This is a genomic window from Paraburkholderia pallida, from assembly GCF_004524855.1.
In the GTDB taxonomy this organism is placed as follows: domain Bacteria; phylum Pseudomonadota; class Gammaproteobacteria; order Burkholderiales; family Burkholderiaceae; genus Paraburkholderia; species Paraburkholderia oxyphila.
Window position 1 is genome coordinate 157,874 of sequence record NZ_CP038152.1, and the last position, 20,678, is coordinate 178,551.

General features: G+C 61.7%; 18 protein-coding genes and 4 pseudogenes. 8 read left to right on the forward strand and 14 right to left on the reverse strand.

The annotated features are described in order from the left end of the window. The first annotated feature begins 865 nt into the window (after window positions 1-865). From E1956_RS43240 to E1956_RS46530, 3 genes are all read left to right on the forward strand, one after another. The gene (locus tag E1956_RS43240; RefSeq protein ID WP_134759987.1) at window positions 866-1,063 is read left to right on the forward strand and encodes a hypothetical protein; all 198 of its coding nucleotides are present in this window, start codon (window positions 866-868) and stop codon (window positions 1,061-1,063) included. Between the two features lie 205 nt (window positions 1,064-1,268). Then, window positions 1,269-1,526: a hypothetical protein gene (locus E1956_RS43245; RefSeq protein ID WP_134759989.1), complete on the forward strand. Its 258-nt coding sequence runs from the start codon at window positions 1,269-1,271 to the stop codon at window positions 1,524-1,526. A gap of 152 nt (window positions 1,527-1,678) precedes the next feature. Then, a complete protein-coding gene (locus E1956_RS46530) occupies window positions 1,679-1,825 on the forward strand; it encodes a hypothetical protein (RefSeq protein ID WP_167760327.1) in 147 nt (48 codons plus the stop codon). Between the two features lie 107 nt (window positions 1,826-1,932). Here E1956_RS46530 and E1956_RS47205 read toward each other — a convergent pair. Beyond that, window positions 1,933-2,163 (reverse strand): annotated as a pseudogene (locus tag E1956_RS47205) (MFS transporter); the annotation flags it as partial. 851 nt (window positions 2,164-3,014) lie between these two features. On the opposite strand from E1956_RS47205, the gene E1956_RS47210 reads away from it, so the two are divergent. The 3 genes from E1956_RS47210 (at window position 3,015) to E1956_RS47865 (ending at window position 5,160) form a co-directional block, all read left to right on the forward strand. Further along, a complete protein-coding gene (locus E1956_RS47210; RefSeq protein ID WP_134760841.1) occupies window positions 3,015-3,311 on the forward strand; it encodes a hypothetical protein in 297 nt (98 codons plus the stop codon). Between the two features lie 678 nt (window positions 3,312-3,989). Further along, entirely contained in the window at window positions 3,990-4,463 is a 474-nt protein-coding gene (locus E1956_RS43260; protein ID WP_167760328.1) for a DUF892 family protein, read from the forward strand. 589 nt (window positions 4,464-5,052) lie between these two features. Further along, window positions 5,053-5,160 (forward strand): hypothetical protein, encoded by a 108-nt coding sequence (locus tag E1956_RS47865; protein ID WP_418789391.1) that lies wholly within the window; start codon window positions 5,053-5,055, stop codon window positions 5,158-5,160. Between the two features lie 7 nt (window positions 5,161-5,167). Here the strand turns inward: E1956_RS47865 and E1956_RS47215 are convergent. After that, window positions 5,168-5,592: pseudogene (locus tag E1956_RS47215) on the reverse strand (hypothetical protein); the annotation flags it as partial. A 271-nt stretch (window positions 5,593-5,863) separates the two neighbouring features. Between E1956_RS47215 and E1956_RS43280 the strand changes: the two are divergent. Together E1956_RS43280 and otsA are read left to right on the forward strand one after the other, a co-directional pair. Then, entirely contained in the window at window positions 5,864-6,166 is a 303-nt protein-coding gene (locus E1956_RS43280; protein WP_134760843.1) for an ElaB/YgaM/YqjD family protein, read from the forward strand. Between the two features lie 271 nt (window positions 6,167-6,437). Next, window positions 6,438-7,838 carry an alpha,alpha-trehalose-phosphate synthase (UDP-forming) gene (gene otsA / locus E1956_RS43285; protein ID WP_134759997.1) on the forward strand — a complete coding sequence of 467 codons (1,401 nt, stop codon included), beginning with the start codon at window positions 6,438-6,440 and terminating at the stop codon, window positions 7,836-7,838. A 400-nt stretch (window positions 7,839-8,238) separates the two neighbouring features. Here otsA and E1956_RS43290 read toward each other — a convergent pair whose 3' ends face one another. From E1956_RS43290 to E1956_RS43345, 12 genes and pseudogenes are all read right to left on the reverse strand, one after another. Next, window positions 8,239-9,921, reverse strand: a complete 1,683-nt coding sequence (locus tag E1956_RS43290) for a methyl-accepting chemotaxis protein (RefSeq protein WP_134760846.1) — start codon at window positions 9,919-9,921, stop codon at window positions 8,239-8,241. Beyond that, a pseudogene (gene tnpC, locus E1956_RS43295) lies at window positions 9,819-11,400 on the reverse strand (IS66 family transposase). Before tnpC ends, E1956_RS43290 begins: the two are co-directional and overlap by 103 nt. 30 nt (window positions 11,401-11,430) lie before the next feature. After that, window positions 11,431-11,720: pseudogene (gene tnpB, locus E1956_RS47975) on the reverse strand (IS66 family insertion sequence element accessory protein TnpB). A gap of 41 nt (window positions 11,721-11,761) precedes the next feature. After that, window positions 11,762-12,259 (reverse strand): transposase, encoded by a 498-nt coding sequence (locus E1956_RS43305; protein WP_134760004.1) that lies wholly within the window; start codon window positions 12,257-12,259, stop codon window positions 11,762-11,764. A gap of 46 nt (window positions 12,260-12,305) precedes the next feature. Further along, window positions 12,306-12,554 (reverse strand): MCP four helix bundle domain-containing protein, encoded by a 249-nt coding sequence (locus E1956_RS43310; RefSeq protein WP_134760006.1) that lies wholly within the window; start codon window positions 12,552-12,554, stop codon window positions 12,306-12,308. A 367-nt stretch (window positions 12,555-12,921) separates the two neighbouring features. Beyond that, window positions 12,922-13,146 carry a DDE-type integrase/transposase/recombinase gene (locus E1956_RS43315; protein ID WP_134760008.1) on the reverse strand — a complete coding sequence of 75 codons (225 nt, stop codon included), beginning with the start codon at window positions 13,144-13,146 and terminating at the stop codon, window positions 12,922-12,924. A gap of 66 nt (window positions 13,147-13,212) precedes the next feature. Continuing rightward, complete coding sequence (gene dsdC, locus E1956_RS43320) at window positions 13,213-14,151, reverse strand: DNA-binding transcriptional regulator DsdC (RefSeq protein ID WP_134760010.1); 939 nt, start codon at window positions 14,149-14,151, stop codon at window positions 13,213-13,215. A 105-nt stretch (window positions 14,152-14,256) separates the two neighbouring features. Next, window positions 14,257-15,609 (reverse strand): D-serine ammonia-lyase, encoded by a 1,353-nt coding sequence (dsdA, locus tag E1956_RS43325; RefSeq protein WP_134760012.1) that lies wholly within the window; start codon window positions 15,607-15,609, stop codon window positions 14,257-14,259. A gap of 34 nt (window positions 15,610-15,643) precedes the next feature. After that, window positions 15,644-16,990 (reverse strand): GntT/GntP/DsdX family permease, encoded by a 1,347-nt coding sequence (locus E1956_RS43330; RefSeq protein ID WP_134760014.1) that lies wholly within the window; start codon window positions 16,988-16,990, stop codon window positions 15,644-15,646. A gap of 215 nt (window positions 16,991-17,205) precedes the next feature. Further along, a complete protein-coding gene (locus E1956_RS43335) occupies window positions 17,206-17,985 on the reverse strand; it encodes an SDR family oxidoreductase (protein ID WP_134760848.1) in 780 nt (259 codons plus the stop codon). Between the two features lie 154 nt (window positions 17,986-18,139). Next, window positions 18,140-19,465: an MFS transporter gene (locus E1956_RS43340; protein WP_232072588.1), complete on the reverse strand. Its 1,326-nt coding sequence runs from the start codon at window positions 19,463-19,465 to the stop codon at window positions 18,140-18,142. 10 nt (window positions 19,466-19,475) lie between these two features. Next, entirely contained in the window at window positions 19,476-20,513 is a 1,038-nt protein-coding gene (locus E1956_RS43345) for a universal stress protein (RefSeq protein WP_134760017.1), read from the reverse strand. Window positions 20,514-20,678: the final 165 nt, after the last annotated feature.

Consider the following 20,678-nt stretch of genomic DNA (forward strand, 5'->3'; position numbering starts at 1 on the left):
CGGCGTCCGCATTGCCTACTATAATGCGCCGGCATGCGAATGGAGTCCGGCCGGCGCGATGGGCAGGTCCACCGAACAACGCGGGGATTGTACAGGCAGCATCTGCAAAATCCGCTCAGTCAATGCGCGAGCGCCTGATCCGTGCGCGCCGTACGCCGCCCGCTCCCCCAACCGGTCGCCGCTGTGAACGCGTTCACGCCGCGGGCGGCCACAGCGCGCGCATCTCGACGCACAATTTCACACGACAGCTTGCATACAGCCACTGCGACCCAAAGCCAGCAAGCCCGTCCGTAAAGCCCAACTTACGGACATACTTTCTGGATGTATTTTTAATATTCCTCGACTTATCCTTCGGTACGGTCTTTTCCTGGCCGGGTTACAAAAAGGGGCACGAAAATGGTCATACAAAGACTCCTGATCCGCGCCGTAAAGAGCCGGCTTCAAGTTGTTCCGATATGGCAATGCCTCGCCAGCAACGGCGCAAAGGTCTGCCGCTGGAGTGTGAGTGTCGATCGCAAGTCGGGCCAGGAATCGATGACCGTCGATATCGCCACGTCCGGGCCTCATTGCACGGCCGGTATCATCGCTACGCTTGGCAAGGCGCCGCTGAACATGTCCGTCACCCCGCTTCCTTCCGCAGTGATCCCGGGTCACGAAGTCCTGGCATGAAGACACGCTCGAAGCGGCAGATTCACCCCCGAAGGTTCGCACAGGACCGAAGCTGAGCGCCGTCGACAACCTCGCCATCACGTCCCCCGTTCCGCACAAGACTGGTCGGGCATGGGACGCTTCGCGTTTTGGGCACATCGCAACTGGATAAACGGATAAAACAAATTAATTTATTTGCATTCCGAAGGAGACAACCATGCTGAGTCCACACGAATTCGCGGCGCTCAAGCTGGTCAAGGCATCGCCTGACCAGATCGACCTGAACCGCGAAGAGCTCGATACACTGCTCGAGCAACAGCTTGTCGCACTCGAAAAGCTCGCGTCCGGCGCGCACCGTCCGCGTGTGACCCATGATGGCGAATCACTGCTTCGGACCATGATGCGCAGACGTTGAACGACACGCGCCCGGCAACTGGCCGCGGCCGCAGCATCGAACGACGCCGGACGCGTGAGCGCACTGGAGCCGCAGACGGCCAGGCGATAGTCGCCGGTTGCGTGCGCCACGGCCTGTCTGGACGTGCTGTCCAAGGCGGGAAGGTGTTCAAGGATGGCATGCCGGCGCCCGCTTGAGGTAGAGGGGTAGCAGTTCGGGGGAAGCCATGCACTCGCACGACGAAGCGGTGCGCGAATTGGCGCACATCTGCACCATGGTTCTGCGGCTTGAGCAGCTCGTTCATAGCGAGCATATCGGCCGGGGAACGGTCGTCACGTCACCGGATTATTGGCGCGCACGCGTCAAGGCCACCGCCAAACTTGCGCCGCAGTTACAGCAACAGGCCGGCACGCTGCTGGCGCGGCTCGATGCGATCGACTCGGCCATCCAGCGCCTGCGCGGGAGGGCGCGGGTAGCAGACTGAGCATGGACATGGCGGCGACGGCAGCCTCGAAGTCCGCGAAGCGCGCCCTCGATCCGACGGAGCAGGCAGCGAAGCGATGAATGCAATCCGTGGCCCCGTCGTGAGACGCCGGGGCGGCCTGGAGCGATCACTGACATGCTGAGGGAACGACAATGGACGAAAGCTGGCTGAGTATGGTATTCGGCTTCGCAGTGCTGGTCTTTGCGGCGATGTTCGTGGTCGCCCACTATCGTCGCGAACATCGGCGTGCACGTCTGCTGCGCCGGATCGACGTTACACGGCACCATCTCTGGTTCTGACCCGTGGCGGGCGTTATTGGCCGCCCCCGCGTGAACGTCCCGCTGCGCGATTGCGACAGCCCGCCGCTTTGCGTGGCGTGCCATGCGGTTCATCACTCGTCCGGCGCCGCGGAAAGCGGCGCAGCGGCAAGCATCAGCGCGGAGCCCACGACGTAGCCGGTGAACACTGCGCTGCGCTGATCGTATAACCAGCCGGCCGCAAAAGGCTGGGCCGACTATCCTCCCAAGCCTTATCCCAAACGCGTACACACCGCGAGCGCGAGCGCGCGGATTTCGTGCGGAAGCGATTCTCTAACGATCAGATAAGCTGAGCTCGCCGCCGCCGACGCGAAGAAGAATCACCACGGCGGCCACGAACGACTCCTTCATTTTGGAACGCCTCCCAGTCCTCATTCCACATTGATGCGCAAGTATGGTGCCAGGAGGCGTACGCGCCTCGCACCGTAATTCGGGGTCGCGACGACGAAGAAGTGGCTAGACAGCCTGAGATGCAATTCAGACGGGGACGGGCATAATCGATGCCCCGATCGGCGCACCGCCGTCTATCAGGTATGAAAACGAGCGCCTCCAGCCGCGCCCGGACTATTCGCCCCACGGGTCTCGCCCAGTCGCGTTGCCGTCCAGGTCGGCGCTCAGTCGCACAGTGTCATCGATGACCATCACGATTTTCATGCTGCACCTCGCTATGCGCGCTTCGTCATCACGGGTGATGGCGAAGCGCGCATTTGACTCGGGACTCATCAGGAGACTGCGGCAAACCAACCGTACATCAACGCAGAGGCGATTCCCGGAATGTTCCAGGAATTGCCCTGGACAGTGTCAACCAGACAAGCGCAGTTGATTCACTGAGCTGGCCAACCGAATACTTTGCCGCTCGCCCATTCCATAATGCGGTCATTCGAACTGTTCCTGCGCGAAACCTGTCGGATAGTCGAATCCCTTGCGCGCGAGCGCAGCACGATGAACGCGCGGGACTGGAATGGTCTCCGGCAGGTGGGCGCTGTGCCTTGCCGGGCCCAACATACCGCGGAAGGCTTTCAGGAAATGCCCTGCCCCGCTTCCCGTTCCCGCGCGACAGGTGAATTTGCTGCGCAGGTCCGCTCTGCACAGACCGGTTCGCGAGCGATCAACTGTACGGATCGCCTGTACCGAAGTCTAAAGCACATGATCCCATGATCCTTTCCCACAGATATCGCCGCCGACGCAAAACGACCGCAATGCCATTCCGTACTACCTCGTGTTACGCGCGGGCTGTCCGCCTTATGTACTGAACGTCGACCGCCTTGTCCTCCGCCGCGAGGCGAGTTCACTCCTGATAGCGTTCGCCCGAGCCCGGGGAACGCGGACCTCAATTGCGGACGACGCGTGGAATGATTTTTCCGGCTCGGAATCCTTTTCGCTCATTGAGCGCATGGATGTGCAGGCCTGGGCGCTGGTTCGCGGGGCCGAAAGCGAACATCAACTGGGCTTGCTCGCCACGCTCTGACCGCGCCAACGTGCCCGCTCTTCACAGAGCCTGGTGTCGTGCACACGCGCGTGTGCAGGTGTCGCCCCCTCACGAGACACATCGATCCATTCTGCGGAGCGTCCTGTGTATCGGATACTCGCGTAATATGGATTCGAGATCCACGTCGAATTCCGCCAGTGCACAAGACCTCTATGACGTAACGAGGCGCCCATCATCTTCGCGTTGTGGGAGAGCGCGAAGGTCGAATACCCATTCCACAATGGCCACTGTACACGCCGATGGGCGTACCGTACCCCTCCTACCGTCGGCAGAGGGCGGCCGGTCTGGCCGCAGTCGACGTGCTCCCCGGACTGATCGTCACAGACTGCGATAGCTGACTGTGGGTCATAGCAGTCGATGGACAGCAGGATTTTCCGGATCGAAAAGTGTTACGACTAATGCCAACCGTTACCAGAAATGCCTTGATTGCGTCCCGCGCGGTGCCTAGTTTAAATTCAGTAGCCAGGGATTTCAGATTGCTGCCGATCTATCGCGCGCCGTAACTGCAGCATTCGCTGACTTCCTTTACTGCCTCCTTACCCGAATAGAGACTTTCAACAGTTTTCAGGGAATTATTATGAACCACTATCCTTTCGTGCCGTCTTGCAACGACTGGTATTCTGGTTTGCCAATTCAATTACGAAATGGAGTTTCATCGTGAGTACCCACCGAGAGGAATTACTTTGTCTGCTGCACGACGCCTATCGGTGGGAGCACGGCGTGGCAGGGTTGCTCATGGCGTTCCTCGAGCGTCACCCCGATTGCGGGCAATTATCGGCCGAGATTGAAGCTTTTCTGGCACAAACGCTTGAACATCAACGCCTGCTCGCCGAGTGCCTTGCACGGATAGAGGACAGGACCCAAATCCAGCAACCGCAGGGAGCCGATTTTTGGCCCTCGCAATACCAGGCAGATCCGTCAATGGAAGATGCGCATCGCGGATTAGCTCACGTGCACACATGCAAAATTCAGGAAATCGAACTTTATCCTTCCATGATCGTCGCCGCTGAATCTGGCGGCTTCTTCGAAACAAGGTTTGTTTGCGAGGGCATTCAGGCCGAAAATGCATCAATGGCAGCGTCGCTGGAGGCGCTGACATCTTCATGCGATCGACCAGCGCCAGCGGGATGACGATGCGCAGCAAGGGACCTTCCGGGCACCCGCTTGAGGTCAGTCCGACTTTGCGTTTGTCAATTTTCTGGTGCATGTTGGGTACAGCATCCGGTACGCGCACATTTGGCGTTGTCAGCAATCAAAATTGAGGGGGCAGGTCATGAATCAGCGAGCACGGGATTTTTATCAGAGTTCCAATGGCGACCGTTGGTCTCTCGTTCGCGACCTGGACTCAGGACGCGTGTTCGTCCGACATGAGCCCAACAGGTCATCCGGGGGGCAGACATCGGAAACAGCCGTGGGTGATTTTCTCGTGCGCGACGCACACGGCCCCGAGCACGCTGAATTGTTGCGGCTTATCGGAACGCTTGTCGATCCCGGCTAAGGCCGATGGCCGGCACGCGTCTGCGAGCAGAATGAGCGCAATGGACAGTATGGGTTATGAACAAGGTACGCGCTTGTGCGCCGTAGCACACGCTTACCTACTTCGCCCCCCCAACTAGCGGCTCGCGGTACCTGGCGGATGGAGGGCGAACCGGTGCGCCCGGACGCCACCCGCGGCTCAGCTCTTGTCACGGCCGTAATCGACGCAGCGCGCAAGCACTGCATGACGGCGGCGGAGCGCGCTCACTACGGCATCTTTTCAGGGCGTGTCTGGGGCACACAGATATCGCCGCAAATACGCGACCTGATTTATCGGTACCAGCCGGGGTAAAACATGCGGCCTCCTGCCGATGCTTCGCCTCCGTATCAACGGAGAACACGATCTCCTTGCAGTCGGGTATATCCGGTGCTGATGACACGGCTCACGGTTACGCGGGCATTGTCGTCCGCCTCAATGGGTACGCTGTGCTTCGTGAACCAGCGCGCGACCTGGCCGACCTCGAGCGGTCCCGCCGCCGCACTCTGATTCTGCGAGTAAGCGTGCATGACGCGTTGGGCGTACTGCACGCCGGCTCTGGCCGCGGCAAATGCCCGGGCCTATGCCGCTCGCGACGGCGGCGTTTCTGGTTCCCGTGCTGGCGACGGCCGCGCCAGCGACACCTGCCCCCGCAGCAGCGCTTTCGTAATACAGCGAACTGCAGCCCGTCAGACTCGAACCAGCGGCCGCGGTCCTGAGGACGACTGCCAGCGCTCCAACGTTCAGGTCAAGCCATGGAATTGCCTTCGGCCTGATCGCGTCCCCTCGCTCTGGATTGCCTCTCCCGGTCGATGCCGTCACCCATTGCGCGTGACCTCGCGGATGAGTCGGCGTAGCGCGGATTTCCGTATGCTGAAGCGAGTGGGCCGGTGGAAACAGCGAAATTCGCAAGCCTCGGTATGCTGCAGCCCTGTCGCTTCGCTCAATCCCGCGGCATACCGTTGGCGAGCGCCCGTTTTTTTGATTACGATTTACGCGTGGCGTGACGCAAAGGAAACTGTCGGAAGTCAACAGGGAGAGAGTGATGCAGGATATCAAAACCATCCTCACGGACGCTGAAGACCTGCTGAAACAGGCCGCCAGCGCCACGGGCGAACGCGCTTTGGAACTGCGCGACACGGCGCTCACGCGCCTTGCACAGGCGAAGGACAAGGTGGCCGACGTCCAGGTCATCGTGGTCGAGAAAGGCAAACGCGCCGCGCACGCCACTGACGACTACGTGCACGAGAACCCGTGGACAGCGATCGGAATTGCGGCTGGCGTCGGCGTGCTGGCTGGACTGCTGCTCGGTCGCAGGTAAAAGCAGCGGCTGTCGGCGCTCCCGGAGTTGCCGATGAGCCGAAGAGCGGGCAACCGTCGTTTCCTTGTACTGGGCGAGATTCTGCTGTTATCCAGATCATGGTCACGGTGGTCTCCGCCGGGCAGCGCCATCCGGCATTCAGCATCCCGCACGATCGTGATTGTTGGCCGATCGCGCTTTTCAATGGAATGGAGATGCGCCGATAATGGGTGGACGATCTGGTCGTCTTTCCGTCTGTTTGCCCCGCGTAGCGCGATAGCGCCGGAGTTTCATGAGCCGTCTCGTGGTCGTTTCCAACCGGACTGCCGATCCGCGCAAGCCTGCTGCGGGGGGGCTCGCGGTGGCCGTGAAAGAAAGTCTGCAGCAGACCGGTGGAGTGTGGTTCGGCTGGAGCGGCCGGCTCGCTGAAGATGCCGGAAGCGAAGCAGCCCATACGGCCGGAACCCACGTGCAGCCGGTCGGCAACGTCACACTGGCAACGCTGGATTTGAGCCGCGAAGACTACGAGACGTACTACCTGGGCTACGCCAACGATGTGCTGTGGCCCGTGTTCCACTATCGTCTGGATCTGGCGAACTTTGATACGCGGTTCGCGGCCGGTTACCGGCGCGTGAACCAGCTGTTCGCACAGAAACTGCTGCCCCTGCTCAAGCCTGATGACCTGATCTGGGTACACGACTACCATCTGATTCCGCTCGCGGCAGAGTTACGCGCGCTGGGAGTCGGGAACCGGATCGGCTTCTTCCTGCATATTCCGATGCCACCGCCCTTGATCATGGCGGCGATACCCGAACACGAATGGCTGATGCGCTCGTTATTCGCGTACGACCTGGCGGGGTTCCAGAGCCAGGCGGACGTGACGCATTTTTCCCACTACGCCGAAGCGGAAGCGCACGCCGAAGTTCCGAGTCCCGAACGTCTGCGGGCGTTCAATCGCACGCTGCGCGTTGGCGCGTACCCGATCGGCATCGACGTTGACGAATTCGTTCGACTCGCCCATGCGAAGGAAGGGCTCGACATGTTTGGCTGGATGCGCGAGGAATACGCGCGGCGCCAGCTATTGCTGGGGGTCGACCGGCTCGATTACTCCAAGGGACTTCCGCAGCGTCTTTACGCCTTCCGCGAGCTGCTCGCCAGGTATCCGGAAACCCGCAACAGCGCGACCCTGATCCAGATCGCCTCGCCAAGCCGCGAGGACGTCGGCGCGTACGACGAATTGCGCCGTCAGATGGACAGCCTGTGCGGCGCGATCAATGGCGACTATGGCGAGCTGGACTGGATGCCGGTGCGCTACATCCATCGCAATGTGGCCCGCAGGCGTCTGCCGGGACTTTATCGCGCGAGTCGCGTGGCGCTGGTGACGCCGTTGCGTGACGGCATGAATCTGGTTGCCAAGGAATTCATCGCCGCGCAGGATCCGGCCGACCCCGGGATGCTGGTGCTCTCGCGTTTCGCGGGCGCAGCGGAACAGCTCAAGGAAGCGCTGATGGTGAATCCGTACGACACGCAGGGCACGGCGCAGGCCATCCAGCGTGCGCTCACCATGCCCTTGGAAGAGCGGATCAGCCGCCACGAGGCGCTGCTCAGCCGGATCCGCAAGCTCGATGTTCACTGGTGGTGCTCGACATTTCTACAGGCATTGAAGCACGTTGAGCAGGACATGCCGCTTTGAACATCAGGCTGCATCATCAAGCGGCAGCGGTAAGTGCGGTACGCGGCACACGCACCCGGTCGCAGGGTGGATCGGATCACTGCGCGTGAGAATCGCGCGCCTCCCTTCCAACGCCCCCAGTCCTTGCTGATACGGCGCAAGGTTGTCTGCCCGACGACAGTCCGGGTCAGTTCGGCCCGTTTTCCTGTCGCCACAACAACGTTATTTGTCAGGCATAGCTCGAGCAGGGGAAAATGGACGCCTAGCGCGCAACACTCCCGTTGAACCGACTGAGGCACATACGGTGCCACGATGCGCCTCAAATGTTGACAACGTCGCGTGCGGCGGACAACTCTCCACCTCGAAGGAGCGCCCCGATGCTACGCGACGCGCCGGTCAGCAAGCAACGACGTACAGATGATCAGAACGTACGCCATGCGGCTTTTGATACTTCCTCGTCTGAACTGGATACACCTGGCTCCCTTGCGGTGGACACACGAGCGGCATGTAGCAATTTCTCGGGCTTTGTCGTCGTTCGTACGGCCATTGTGGACGAATCGGCAGTTGACCCGGCTCTGACAACCTTGAAGACCGCAACTGCTTCACGCAAAGACTGCGCCTGCTGGGCCATCGACTGCGCTGCGGCCGATGCCTCCTCAACGAGTGCTGCATTCTGCTGGGTCACCTGCTCCATCTGGGTAACAGCCTGGTTGACCTGCTCGATACCGGTGCTCTGCTCTTCGGATGCCGACGAGATTTCATTCATGATGTCGGTCACGCGTTTCACCGATTCGACAACATCGCTGATCGTACTACCCGCTTCTCCGACGAGCCTCGAGCCCGCATCGACACGGGCGACGGATTCGCCAATCAGATCTTTTATTTCCTTCGCCGCGGTGGCGCTGCGCTGGGCGAGCGCACGAACTTCGCCCGCCACGACGGCAAACCCGCGCCCTTGTTCGCCAGCGCGCGCTGCCTCTACGGCAGCGTTAAGCGCCAGGATATTGGTTTGAAACGCGATCCCCTCGATTACGTCGATGATCTCGGCCACCTTGTTCGAGCTGGCTGAAATGCCCTGCATTGTCTCGACCACGTGTCCGACCACCTCGCCACCGCGTCGCGCAATGCCCGACGCGGTCGTGGCCAGCACGGTCGCCTGTTGGGCGTTGTCGGCATTCTGGCGGACCGTGGCCGTCAGTTGCTCCATGCTCGACGCGGTTTCCTCGAGGGAGGCGGCCTGTTCCTCCGTGCGCTGCGACAGATCGGTGTTGCCCTGCGCAATTTCACCCGCGGCAAGCGCGATCGACTCGCTGGAGCGCTTGATACCCAGTACGATGGCGCTCAGTTGCTCTTTCATCGTTGCCAGCGAAAACATCAAACTGGAACGATCGTCCGATTTTAATGTAATCCCAACGCCGAGATTGCCAGCCGCAATGTGGCTGGCCACGGTCGCTGCCTCCCGTGGTTCGCCACCAAGCTGTCTTGCCAGACCGCGTGCAACGACAAGCGCAAGTCCGAGCGTGACCACCGCAGCCGCCACGATCACGCCAATAACGAGTGCAATGGTCCGGGAGTACGCCTGACTTGCCGCCTCGCCTTCGCGCGCCGCCCCCGCCACGTTGACGTCAACGATCGTCTTCATGTTCTTTTCCAGCGCGTCACGAACGGTAGACGACTGACCGGTCAGCATATCCATCGCTTCAGCCGCTTTCGAGTCTTTGGCCAAAGCGCGAACTTTTAAATCGAGATCCAGGTATTGCGGCATCAACGTCCGGATCTCGGTATAGGCGGCTTTCTCGTCCGGCTCGGTCATAAGCTTCTCGTACTCCGCGGCGGACTGGCGGTAGTCCGCAATGCCTGATTCAATACGTGCCTCTGCATCCTGGATAGCCGCTGGGGTCTGGCTGGCGACTACACGGTATTCGTTGATTGTATGCGGTCCACGAAGGACGCCCCTCAGAGCGAGGTGGCAGAGCGCGTGATGTGTGGTAGCGGTGTGGGTCAGCGGAAGTGGGCAGGCATTTTCCAGGGAAGCAGCGCGTCGTAGTCGTCGACAGTCTTCGCCAGAGGTAACCGCTGGAACAGCCAGGTGAGATATCGGTATGGGTCGATGCGATTCGCCTTGCACGACTCGACGAGGGAGTACAGGTTGGCGCTAGCGTTCGCACCGTCGACGGTGTCCGAGAACAGCCATCCGCGGCGCCCGACGCAGAAGGGGCGGATTGAGTTTTCGCACGGGTTGTTCGAGATAGGCCAGTCGCCATTCTCGATGTAGCGGACCAGCTTCGGCCACTGTTCGCGCAGGTAGGTTAGCGCTTTGCCGAGTAAGCTTTGCGGCACGACGCCAGGCGACTGCTCGAGCATCAGCTTTTCGATGACATCGAGCACGCGTGTACTGTACCGTCGTCGCAATCGCTGTCGACGTTCGGCCACCCACTCCGCGCTACGCGCCTCGGCAACGAACAACTTTCCGATCAGCTTGATGAAGCGCGTCGCGAGCAGATCGGGCGAGCGCGCTGCCTTGGGCACATTGTCTTCTGCCTTGACGAAGTAGCGTCGGCAACTGAACCCAGCATCCGAGGTGCACGAGCTGGTATCGCTCGGCGATACCGTTATAGGGCTCATAGCCATCGGTCATCAGGACCGCGCCCCTACGGATCCCCGTGAACAGTTTGTCAGCTAGCTTTGCACCTCTTCCGGGCGTGTAGGTGAAGCAGCAGATCGGCGTGCCCGAACCGGTCATCTGCGACCAGAGATAGCTCTTTGTTTGTGGCTTGCGCCCCTTCTCCTTCAGGACCTGGAATGTCGTCTCGTCGCAGTAGATCAGATCGGCATCGAGCAACGCATCGCGCATCAGGTTGATCACGGGTTGCGTCGCGAGCCCGACACGGACGATGCTCGCGGCGATGGTGTTCGACGAGGTATCGCCGCCGAAGCGTCGCAGCAGGCCGGCCTGACGGTAGAGTGGCATCCCGAACTGATACTTGCCGGCAGCGATCCACGCAAGCGCCGATTCGCTCAGGAGTCCACGCGGGATGATGCGCGGCGGCGCTGGCGTGACCTTGATGCCAAGATCGCAGCACGGGCAGGCATACTTGACGCGCTGGTGCTGGATGACCCGGAGCTGCTCCGGGATCACGTCGAGCTGTTCGCTGGTTTCGACTCCGATCTCCACAAGCGCGTGTCCGTCGTTGGCGCAGAAGCGATCGGCTTCGGGCAGTTCGTGCCGTACGACATCGCGCGGCAGACTGGGATCGAGCGGCTTGCGGTGACCACGCTTCTTGCGCGTGTGTGCGCCAACCTTCGTTTCCGGTGTGTCTTCCTGCGCGGGCGTGGAGTTTGCACCAAGCGCTTCAGCTTCGTTGAACAAGCCGTATTGATCAGAATCCCGCGCTTCGCTCTTTGCACCGAACAGCTCGCGGCGGTAAGCGCGTAAGCGCTCTTCGGCGAGGTCACGCTCTGCTGTCACGAGTCGCAGCGTGCTGCGCAGCTCGTCACGTTCCCGCTGAAGCGCAGCGTGCTCCTCGCGCATCGCCAGGAGTGCCTTGAGCTCGTCGGCAGAGAGGGTGACGTTGATCGGCATGTCGGTTAGACCGGCACGCCAATGTCGTGTTCAACTCACACGAGCATAATGTCGTTTTGGATGGTGCCGAAGCGCGGCAATGTCAGCACCCTTGAGCAGCCACTGCAACCGTTCGACGTCCAGCGCGACGACTCCGGTACTACTGTCGGGCCAGACGAAGCGGTCCTTCGCTTCGAGTCTCTTGAGCAATAGCCAGAACCCGTTGTTGTCCCAGCCGGGATCTTGATACGATCACATCGCCGGTTCGTGAACACGTAGAGCGACGAATCCATCGGGTTCAGGCCCATCGCCTGTTCCACGAGAATCGACAGGCTGTTCATTCCGTAGCGGAAATCAACCGGATCGCGGTGCAGATAGACGTTCAGACCTTCGTCGAACCGGAACACGCCAGCCTCCCGAGCACATGGATGATCGTCGTGATCTCTTCGACGCCCGCCTCGCCGAAGTCGAGTTCGACGCCGTTGGGCAACCGAACATGTAGCGCGAGCGCCATCGACCGAACCGGCGTAGACGGTGTCGACGGCGACACAGGCGCAGGGATGACGGGAACAAACGCCGGGAAGGCATTTGCGTTGCCGGCGCTTCTGACCGTCGGCGCAGAAATGTCGATCGAGACGCCATCGATAACCATTGAGTCTGGCTCTCGCGGATCGTGCAGGATCTGCGGCTGATAGCGCGCGATCCACCGACGTAACTGGTTCGGGTTGACGTCGTGATCCATGGCCGCGCGCGCGATCGACACGCCCGGCTTCAGGCACAGTGCGACCAGTTCCCGTACAGCGTCCTCATTGAATTCGCGCCGGCCATCCCGTTTCTGGCCAACGACCAGCCTGCTGCGAAGGTCTCGATTCTCGTTCATTGCGGTCTGAGTGCATGTGTCCACGCGGACACTTAGGTTCAGACCTTCAGCCACTCATTGGAAGGACGTTGTTCCTCGACCGCATACCGTTGATTCGTATCTGGCGCAGCGCCGCAAGCATCTGCTGGCTGCTGCGTACGCTTGGCAACCAGTTGTCCCGAAACTCGACTACATGAAGGTTCTCGCCGCTTATCTCGGACAGACAGAAGGCACCAAGAGCAATCATCAGGATTATGGCAACAGAAAACCCCAGAATGAGCTGGGTGACGACTTTCATATGCTTCACTGATTGCATGAGCGGTCCTTTTTATTTTTGAATCCATTATTGTCAGGCCTCGGCTCCGTTAACAAGCGAAAAATAGATCAGGCCCTCTATTCCCAATATCGGCGCAAAAGATGACAACTTTAGGAAAGTCGAAAAAATCTCCGGGATATATGGCGCTGCAAACTGAAAAAAAGGAAATCGGATCGGAATTCAACGATGATGGTAGACAGACCACGGGTCGATGGCAAAACTGGCCCTTGAGAATTTGATGCGTTATCTCAATGCCTGAAATCGTGATCGCGGTGCTCCTGAATCGTTTCGAACTGAGCATCGCATTCGTTCTGGATTTGATGTGGCGATAGCCCTGCTCGATCACGTTGGTCAGATATGTCGAGCGTCAGACCTTCGTATTTTCAGTCAGCGTGCTATCGGCCGTCATATGGTGCACCGCGCGGTGCGAGGCAGCATGCTCATCGAGTGTGAGGATCTCCGGCGACTGGCCCAAATGCCCGATAGTCTTGCCGAAGAAGGCTTCGGTCGCAGTCACGTTACGCCTCGCCCTCAGGATCAAGTTTGCTATCTGGCCAGCACCATCGGCCGCACGGTACAGATCGACCGACATGCCATGAATCTAAAGATAGGTCTCGCTGTCCGTCGACGCCCCGCGCCGCTTCAGTCGCAACGAGGTCTATCCACTGCTTCCTTTCTCGTGCAGCCATGCCACGAACACGGATGTTCGCAGTGGTATCGCAGGCATCGGGGGATGCACGAGGTAGTAACTGTACGCGCAACGCTGGGAAAAGTCGCCGAACGGCAAAACCAGTTCGCCTTGATCGATTCGCTTTTGCACCAGGCGCTGCCGCCCGATCGCAACGCCCACATGGTTCAAGGCTGCAACCACGCACAGATCCGATCGGTCAAACGTGAAGCTGCGCTCTGGTAATTCGATATCCGGAGTATTCTGACTTGCCCAGAGTACCCACTCCGCATCATGTGCCGCATGATGCCAGGCAAGGGAATCATGCAGCAGCGTACAGCCGACGATTTGCTCCGGATGGCCGTACAGTCCGTGACGCGTCGCATACTCCGGGCTGCATACGGGCGCCATGCGCTCGTCCATGAGCTTGTGGCTCACCAGCCCCGGAAACTCGCCATTTGCGTAGTCGATTGCTAGGTCGACATGCTGCGTCCGAAAATCGATATTGTCGTTGCCGACCCGCAGGTCGACCGACAGCCCTGGATACTTCGTCGAAAATTCAGCCAGTTGCGGGACCAGCCAGCATTGCGCCACCGAGGGACGTGCGTATACGGTAATTCGCCCCTCCACGTTCTCTTCGGTGGTCGGCTCGAGCGCCTCGGCCAGTTCGCTCATCGTCCGCTGCAGAATGCCGAACAGGCGCTCGCCTTCGGGCGTCAGGGAGATTTGCCGGGTCAGGCGCTCGAACAAGCGCATGTCCAGCGCGCCTTCGAGGCGCCGGATGCGGTGGCTGACCGCGCTGGCGGTCAGGCATAGCTCTTCCGCCGCCCGCAGAAAGCTCATGTGGCGTGCGACCGCGAGGAACGTGTGCAGGTTGGCAAACTGGCTGCTGTCGAGCCGATGCGCGATCCGTGGCGGCAGGTTGTACATGTTGTCAGCTCCCATTTTGGGGTCGGTCGTGAGCTTGACGCATCGCCACAGCCTGGTCAATGGCACCATGGGCGCCGGCCTTGGGCCGACTGACGCCCATGCCACTCAAGCCTGCAGGGCCTGCACGCCCTTGGACAGGTACGCGCTCATTTCCGCTTCCGGCACCATGCTGCCACCTGTTGCCCACGCCAGATGCGTCGCATTGGCGAGGACAGCGGGATCCATCTGCGTGCGCTGGCGGCAGGCTTCCAGATCGCGCGCCAGAACCCGAGCCATACCGGGCACGCCGGCCAGTGCCGAAGGTTCGAGACGAATGCCTTCTTCCCGCTCGAGCAACGCGAGCAACGCATAGAGTTCGTCGTCAGCGACGGTGTAGTACCCATCGATGAGCCGTTGCATTGCCCTGCCGACAAAACCGGACGGGCGTCCCACGGCGAGTCCATCGGCCGCCGTGACGTTATCGATGCCGAAATCCTGCACGGACACTTCGTCATGCAGTCCCGTATAGACACCGAGCAGCATGCATGGTGAATGTGTGGGCTCCGCGAACAAGCAGTGTACTGCGTCACCGAATGCCAGCTTCAATCCGAACGCCACGCCGCCGGGGCCACCGCCGACACCACAGGGCAGATAGACGAACAATGGATGCGCGGCATCCACGACGACACCGGCAGCGGCAAGTTGCGGCTTGAGCCGCTCGGCGGCCACGGCGTATCCGAGGAACAGATTCCGTGAATTCTCATCGTCGATGAAGTGACACGCGGGATCCGCAGCCGCCTGTCGTCGCCCTTCGGTCACTGCCGCGCTGTAATCCGACGCATGTTCGACCACCGTCACGCCGTGTGAGCGCAGCTTGTCCTTCTTCCACTGCCGTGCGTCCGACGACATGTGCACGCTCACCTGGAACCCGAGTGTGGCGCCCATGATGCCGATCGACAGCCCCAGATTGCCGGTGGAGCCGACGGCGATGCGGTAATCGCGAAAAAAGGCACGCGACGCTTCGCTGTCGAGCTTCGAATAGTCATCGTCCTTGTTGAGCAGCCCCTTCGCGAGCGCGAGGTCTTCCGCATGCTTGAGCACTTCGTAGATCCCGCCACGCGCCTTGATCGACCCGGAAATCGGCAGGTCGCTGTCAAGCTTGAGCCACAGTTGCCCCGGCAACGCCATGCCATAGCGCTTCACGAGCGCCTGTTGCAGCAAAGGCGCGGCCCGGATCGGCGACTCGATGATGCCACCCGCCTGCGCGGTCTGCGAGAACACGCGGGCGATGTAGGGCGCAAAGCGCGCGAGCCTGGCGCTGGCGTCGGCCACGTCTTCTCTCGTCAAGCCGACGTCCGGCAACGCTTGTGCAGCGGGCCGCACGGCCGGGTTGAGCCAGGTCGTCTCCTTCAGGGCAACCAGGTCTGCAATCAGAGGGTGGCTTTCCAGCCACTGCCCGACGGATTTTCCTGCAATCATGATTCTGCTTCCTCGTTTCGATTGGAATAGCGGGTCAGTGCACCAGGTGCGACAACAACAGGGTGAGCCCCAGCGCAATCACGGACGCCAGCATCGTTCCACCGCTGAATCGCTTGAGCGCCTCGGACAAGGAGACGCCCAGATATTCCTTGACGACCCAGAATGCGGAGTCGGTCACATGCGTCCCGCCAATGGCTCCGGCCCCCACAGCAACGACCATGATTGCCGGGCTCAGCGTCGGATGGCCGGCCAGCAGCGGCATCACCATGCCGGCGGCGCTCATCATCGCGACTGTGGCGGACCCGACGGCAAAGTGCATCAATGCAGCAATCAGCCACGCAAGAACGATGGGGTTGAGGTGGGAGTGGGCGAGCCCGCTGGCGAGTGCGTCGCCGATGCCACTGGCGATCAGCATCCCGTTGAATGCCCCGCCTGCACCGATGATCAACAGAATGCTGGCCAGCGGCGGAAAGCTCTTCTGCGTGCTCTGCAGCAACTCCGCCATGGTCGCGCCGCGGCGCATGCCCAGCGACCAGTACGCGAAGGCGACGGCGATCACGAGCGCCGTCAGCGGGTCGCCGAGGAAAGCGATGACATTGGCGGCGACGGAGGCGTTGGGCAGGCCAGCGGAAAGGGTCTTCACCACCATCAACAGCAGCGGCAGCGCAATGGTGAGCAGCGTGATGCCGAATCCCGGCAGCGCGTCACGCCGGTTGCGCAGTTCGCCATGCGCTTCGAGAAATGCGGCTTGTTCGGGCGGCGCCTCGCGCTTGCAGACCAGTCGGATCCAGACCGGGCCGGCAATCACGGCCGTCGGCACGCCAACGATCAGCCCATACAGAATGACTTTGCCGACATCGGCGCCAAGCATGCCGGTGACGGCCATGGCAGCCGGGTGCGGCGGCAACATGCAATGCACCGTCATCAGCGATATCGCCAGCGGCACACCCAGATAAAGCAGGTTGATGCGTGTATCCCGTGCGACCACATACACGAGCGGAATCAACAGCACGAAGCCCACTTCGAAGAACACCGGGATGCCGGCAATGAAACCTACGAGCATCATGACCCAGGTCGCGCGGCGCTCGCCCAGCGTGGCAAGCAGCGTTTGCGCCACGCGCTCCGCGCCGCCGGATTCCTCGAGCATCTTGCCAAGAATGCTGCCCAGCCCGATGATGGCCGCGAGGAAGCCCAAGGTGCCGCCGACGCCCTTTTCAAACGTGGACGCGATGCTCGATAGCGGCATGCCGGTACCCAGCCCGACCACGAAGGACGCGGCAAGCAAGGCCAGAAATGCATGAACCTGGACCTTGACGATCAGCACGACGATCAGTGCGATCGCCACAAATAAAACCAACAACAACCCAGCACTTCCACCCACGATGTCTCCTTTTATTCGATGGCAAAGCGTCACGCTTGCGTCTCTGCGAAGGTGCAACGCGCAGATTTAACAAGCGAAACGCGCCCATGACAAAAGATGAATCGTCAGCGGATGGGTGATGTGAGATCAGCCGTCGGTAGCGGCCGCGCCGCTGCAGAACAGGATGCCGCGCTTATCTCCCCTGTCACGCGCGGGCATCGAGACCTGGGCGGACATCACATCGCGGTCAGGCCACCGTCGACGGCAAGTATCTGTCCGGTGATGAAGGCACCGGCATCGGAGGCGAACAGCGCAGCGACGCCCTTGAGGTCTTCCGCGCCGCCAACCCGGTTCATTGGCGCCATCGCCGCGGTCTTGTCGCCACCGATCGCAGCGTCGATCGGCGCTGTCATCCGGGTCGGAAAGTAACCAGGCGCAATCGCATTGACGTTGATTCCGTACGGCGCCCATTCCACGGCCAGGGTGCGGGTCATGTTGACCACCGCGCCCTTGCTGGTGTTGTAGGCGAGCGTCGGCATGCCCTCGGGATACGTGCCCGTGAGGCCCTGGATCGAGGCGATGTTGATAACCTTGCCGCAGCGCCGTGGGACCATGCAGTGGCGGCCGACCTCCTGCGTGACGACAAACATCGCCGTGACGTTCAGCGTGAGCACTTTTTGCCAGCCCTCGAGCGAATGCTCGATCGTCGGCGCGCCCCAGGAGGTGCCGGCATTGTTGACGAGGATGTCGATTGGCCCCAGTTCGCCGATCGTCTGTTCGACCATTGGCGCAATCGCGGCCAGCTCGCCCATATCGCACACGAGCGGCACGGCTTCGATGCCGCGCGCCTTGAGATGCCCGGTGGCGGCTTCGAGTTCATGCTGCTTGCGAGCGGTGATCGCCACCTTTGCGCCCAGTTCGCCCAGCACCTCGGCCATCTGCAGGCCCAGGCCGCGCGAGCCGCCGGTGACGAGCGCAACACGCCCGCGAAGATCTTGAAGTGCAGTAAGGCTCATGAGGTTTCCTTGTTCGGATGCGGTTGCGACCGCGTAGTGGTTCGACAATGACGGCACGCGCGCCGCCGGGCAGTCTTGCGCGATTCGAGCACGTGCTCGGCCACACCGGTCACACTCGGCAGCGGCCATCAGCAAGGTTCCATGCTGGCCTCGATCAGTCCGCGGCTCGCACGCGTTGGGCTTCTAGCCGCTGCAGATCGTCCGCGTAACTGCGCTTGCCGAGCAGAAACACCAGCGCGGCAATGAAGGTGGCAAACGGAATGATTTGCAGCGCGCCGAGCAAACCGGTCCTGTCCGCGATGAACCCGGTGAGGATGGCGGCCGGCGCAAGGCCCAAGAAATTATTCGCGAGCGTCAGCGTGGCGAACGCGGACGAATGCATGCTCGCTGGCGTGAGGTTCGCGACCATCGCGCCCGAGGGCCCGCAGGCTCCCGCGCTGAAGAACATGCCGGCGCCGATCAGGGCGAATTGCACTGTGCCGACCGGCAGCCGAAAGGCGATACTCAGCGCTACGAAACACAGCAGGCAGTAGGTCACGGCGACGAGCCACTTGCGTTTCGGAACTGTCTTGCTGACGAGATCGGTGGCGATGCCGCAGCAGATCATGCCAACGCCCGTTGCCAGCACGAAGCCCGCGGCGCACACGGCGGCCTTGCCGGGCGCCATCGCGTAATAGCGGTTCAGATAGCTCGGCAGCCATGCGTACATCGCGCCGGGAACGAGCAGTTGCAGGCCGCTGCCGACGTACGCGCACTTCACCGAGCGGCAGGAGAACAGCTCTTTCATCAGCATCCGGAAGCTCGCACGCATGGCCGGCGTGCCGCGCACCGCCTGCACGCCGGACGGCTGCCCGGTGCTCAGCCGCTTCTCCGAAACGACGACGCTAAAGACGAGGACGAGCAGAACGCCGAATCCGGCCATCGCGCCGAACGACCAGCGCCAACCGAACTGTGCTGCCACCATGCCGCCGAACGCCATGCCCAGCACGGAGCCGAAAGAGCCGCCTGCCATGAAGGCGGCGGTCAAGGTCGAACGCAGACAGGCGGGAAAAATGCTCAGCACGAGCGCGATTCCCACGCTTCCATAAGCCGCTTCGCCGATGCCGACGAGCGCCCGCGCGGTGAGCATTTCATCGTAGTTGGTGGCAAGCGCGCAGCCGAGCGTGGCCAGGCTCCAGAGGGTCGCCATGAGCGCAATGCTCCTGACACGCCCCCAGCGGTCGGCCAGCACCGACAGGGGAAAAGTCAGGACTCCGACCATCATCGCAACCACGCTGCTCAACGAGCCGAGGCGTGTATCGGACAGGCCCCATGCGGCTTTGAGCAAGGGGAAGACGGCATTGAGCACCTGGCGCGACATGTAGTCGGAAATCAGCAGCCCCAGCGTCAAGGCAAAAACCACCCACGCGTATGCGCGCACCGGCGTTCTCGTGGCGCCGGCCCCGCCTCGCGCGGAGTCGTCAACATGATGTACGTGCAAGATCGTCTCCTCAAGTCCGTGGGTCTGTCGCGGCGGCAGACAGCCCGTCATGCGACGGCGCGCCATGTGCGCCTCCGCCCACGGCTTCCCTCTTCTCGTTGATAAGGGCAATCAGCCGCCCATATTCCACGTCGGCACGCGAGCGGGCCCGCTCACTGAGCATCGTGTCGATCGCCTGCCAGTCCGCGTCGCGCAGATAGCGTCGGGCCGCCAGATAGACCACGCCCTCCTCGCGCCCGTGGTACTCCCATGAAAAGGTTGCGTAGGCGCTCACCGCGTGTACGAGCTCCGACGCGACGGCGCGCCCCTGTGCATAGCGCTCGACCAGGTCGCTCAACGCACGCGTCATCCGCTTGTTGCGCTGGCGACGAAGTGCAAGCTCGCCCAGTTCCGCGTCGATCACATGGGTGCGGCCGCGCAGTCTTTCTTCCAGGCAAGCGGTGATGTTCCCGTCCTGTCGCCCAGCCGGGCAAGCGCGCAGATACTCGGCGCAAGCGCGTATCGGCGCAAGGTGGGGACGCACGTCCTGCAATCGCGCACCGCGCAGCACACGCAGCCACGCATGCAGAACCCCCGCGTGGGCGCGATGCTCGTCCAGCAGCGCGCCGGTGACGCGCTTGGGCGCCGGCCGTTGTTCCATGGCGCACACGAGCACCGGCTGCTCAGCCGCCGCAAGAACCTGGGTGGTCTGGCTTGCGGGCGCGCCGTCTTCGTCAGCCTTGCCGCGAGGCGCCATGACGATCAGGTCGCAGCCGCACTCGCGTGAGGCAGCGAAGATCGCGCGGTAAGGGGGCGAAACAGAGTGACCCACGGCATCGCAGCTTACGCCGTGTGCGCGAGCGGCGGCTTCGGCCTTGGCCAGCCGCTCCCACGCGAGTCCGCCCGGCTCCACAACCCGCGCACCCGCTCGAGCGGCCAGGTCGGAATCGCCCAGCACGTGAAGGAAGGTCACGCGCGCGCCAAGCACGCGGGCGAACTCCACCGCGTACCCGACGATCTCGCTGGATGCATCGGAGCCATCCACAGGTACCATCAGGTGGCGATACACGGCACGTCCTGGAGCGCGCAAAGTGCCCCGGAGCAATCCGGCAACTCAAATGCCATTTGCGCCTCCTCATATACAATGGGATTGAAGGCATGGTAGGGCGAAAGCCCATCACCGATCCCACTCGCGGCGAGGGGGGCGAGTCACCGCCTGCCAGGTCGTTTTTTT

Excerpts from the sequence above, each read along its gene's own strand:
- dsdA (WP_134760012.1), bottom strand. The coding sequence starts at position 15,609 with ATGATTGCAGGAAAATCCGTCGGGCAGTGGCTGGAAAGCCACCCTCTG.
- E1956_RS47865 (WP_418789391.1), top strand. The coding sequence starts at position 5,053 with ATGACGGCGGCGGAGCGCGCTCACTACGGCATCTTTTCAGGGCGTGTC.
- E1956_RS43315 (WP_134760008.1), bottom strand. The coding sequence starts at position 13,146 with ATGTCGGTCGATCTGTACCGTGCGGCCGATGGTGCTGGCCAGATAGCA.
- otsA (WP_134759997.1), top strand. The coding sequence starts at position 6,438 with ATGAGCCGTCTCGTGGTCGTTTCCAACCGGACTGCCGATCCGCGCAAG.
- E1956_RS43310 (WP_134760006.1), bottom strand. The coding sequence starts at position 12,554 with ATGCAATCAGTGAAGCATATGAAAGTCGTCACCCAGCTCATTCTGGGG.
- E1956_RS43245 (WP_134759989.1), top strand. The coding sequence starts at position 1,269 with ATGCACTCGCACGACGAAGCGGTGCGCGAATTGGCGCACATCTGCACC.
- E1956_RS43240 (WP_134759987.1), top strand. The coding sequence starts at position 866 with ATGCTGAGTCCACACGAATTCGCGGCGCTCAAGCTGGTCAAGGCATCG.
- E1956_RS43335 (WP_134760848.1), bottom strand. The coding sequence starts at position 17,985 with ATGAGCCTTACTGCACTTCAAGATCTTCGCGGGCGTGTTGCGCTCGTC.
- E1956_RS46530 (WP_167760327.1), top strand. The coding sequence starts at position 1,679 with ATGGACGAAAGCTGGCTGAGTATGGTATTCGGCTTCGCAGTGCTGGTC.
- E1956_RS43305 (WP_134760004.1), bottom strand. The coding sequence starts at position 12,259 with ATGAACGAGAATCGAGACCTTCGCAGCAGGCTGGTCGTTGGCCAGAAA.
- dsdC (WP_134760010.1), bottom strand. The coding sequence starts at position 14,151 with ATGTACAACCTGCCGCCACGGATCGCGCATCGGCTCGACAGCAGCCAG.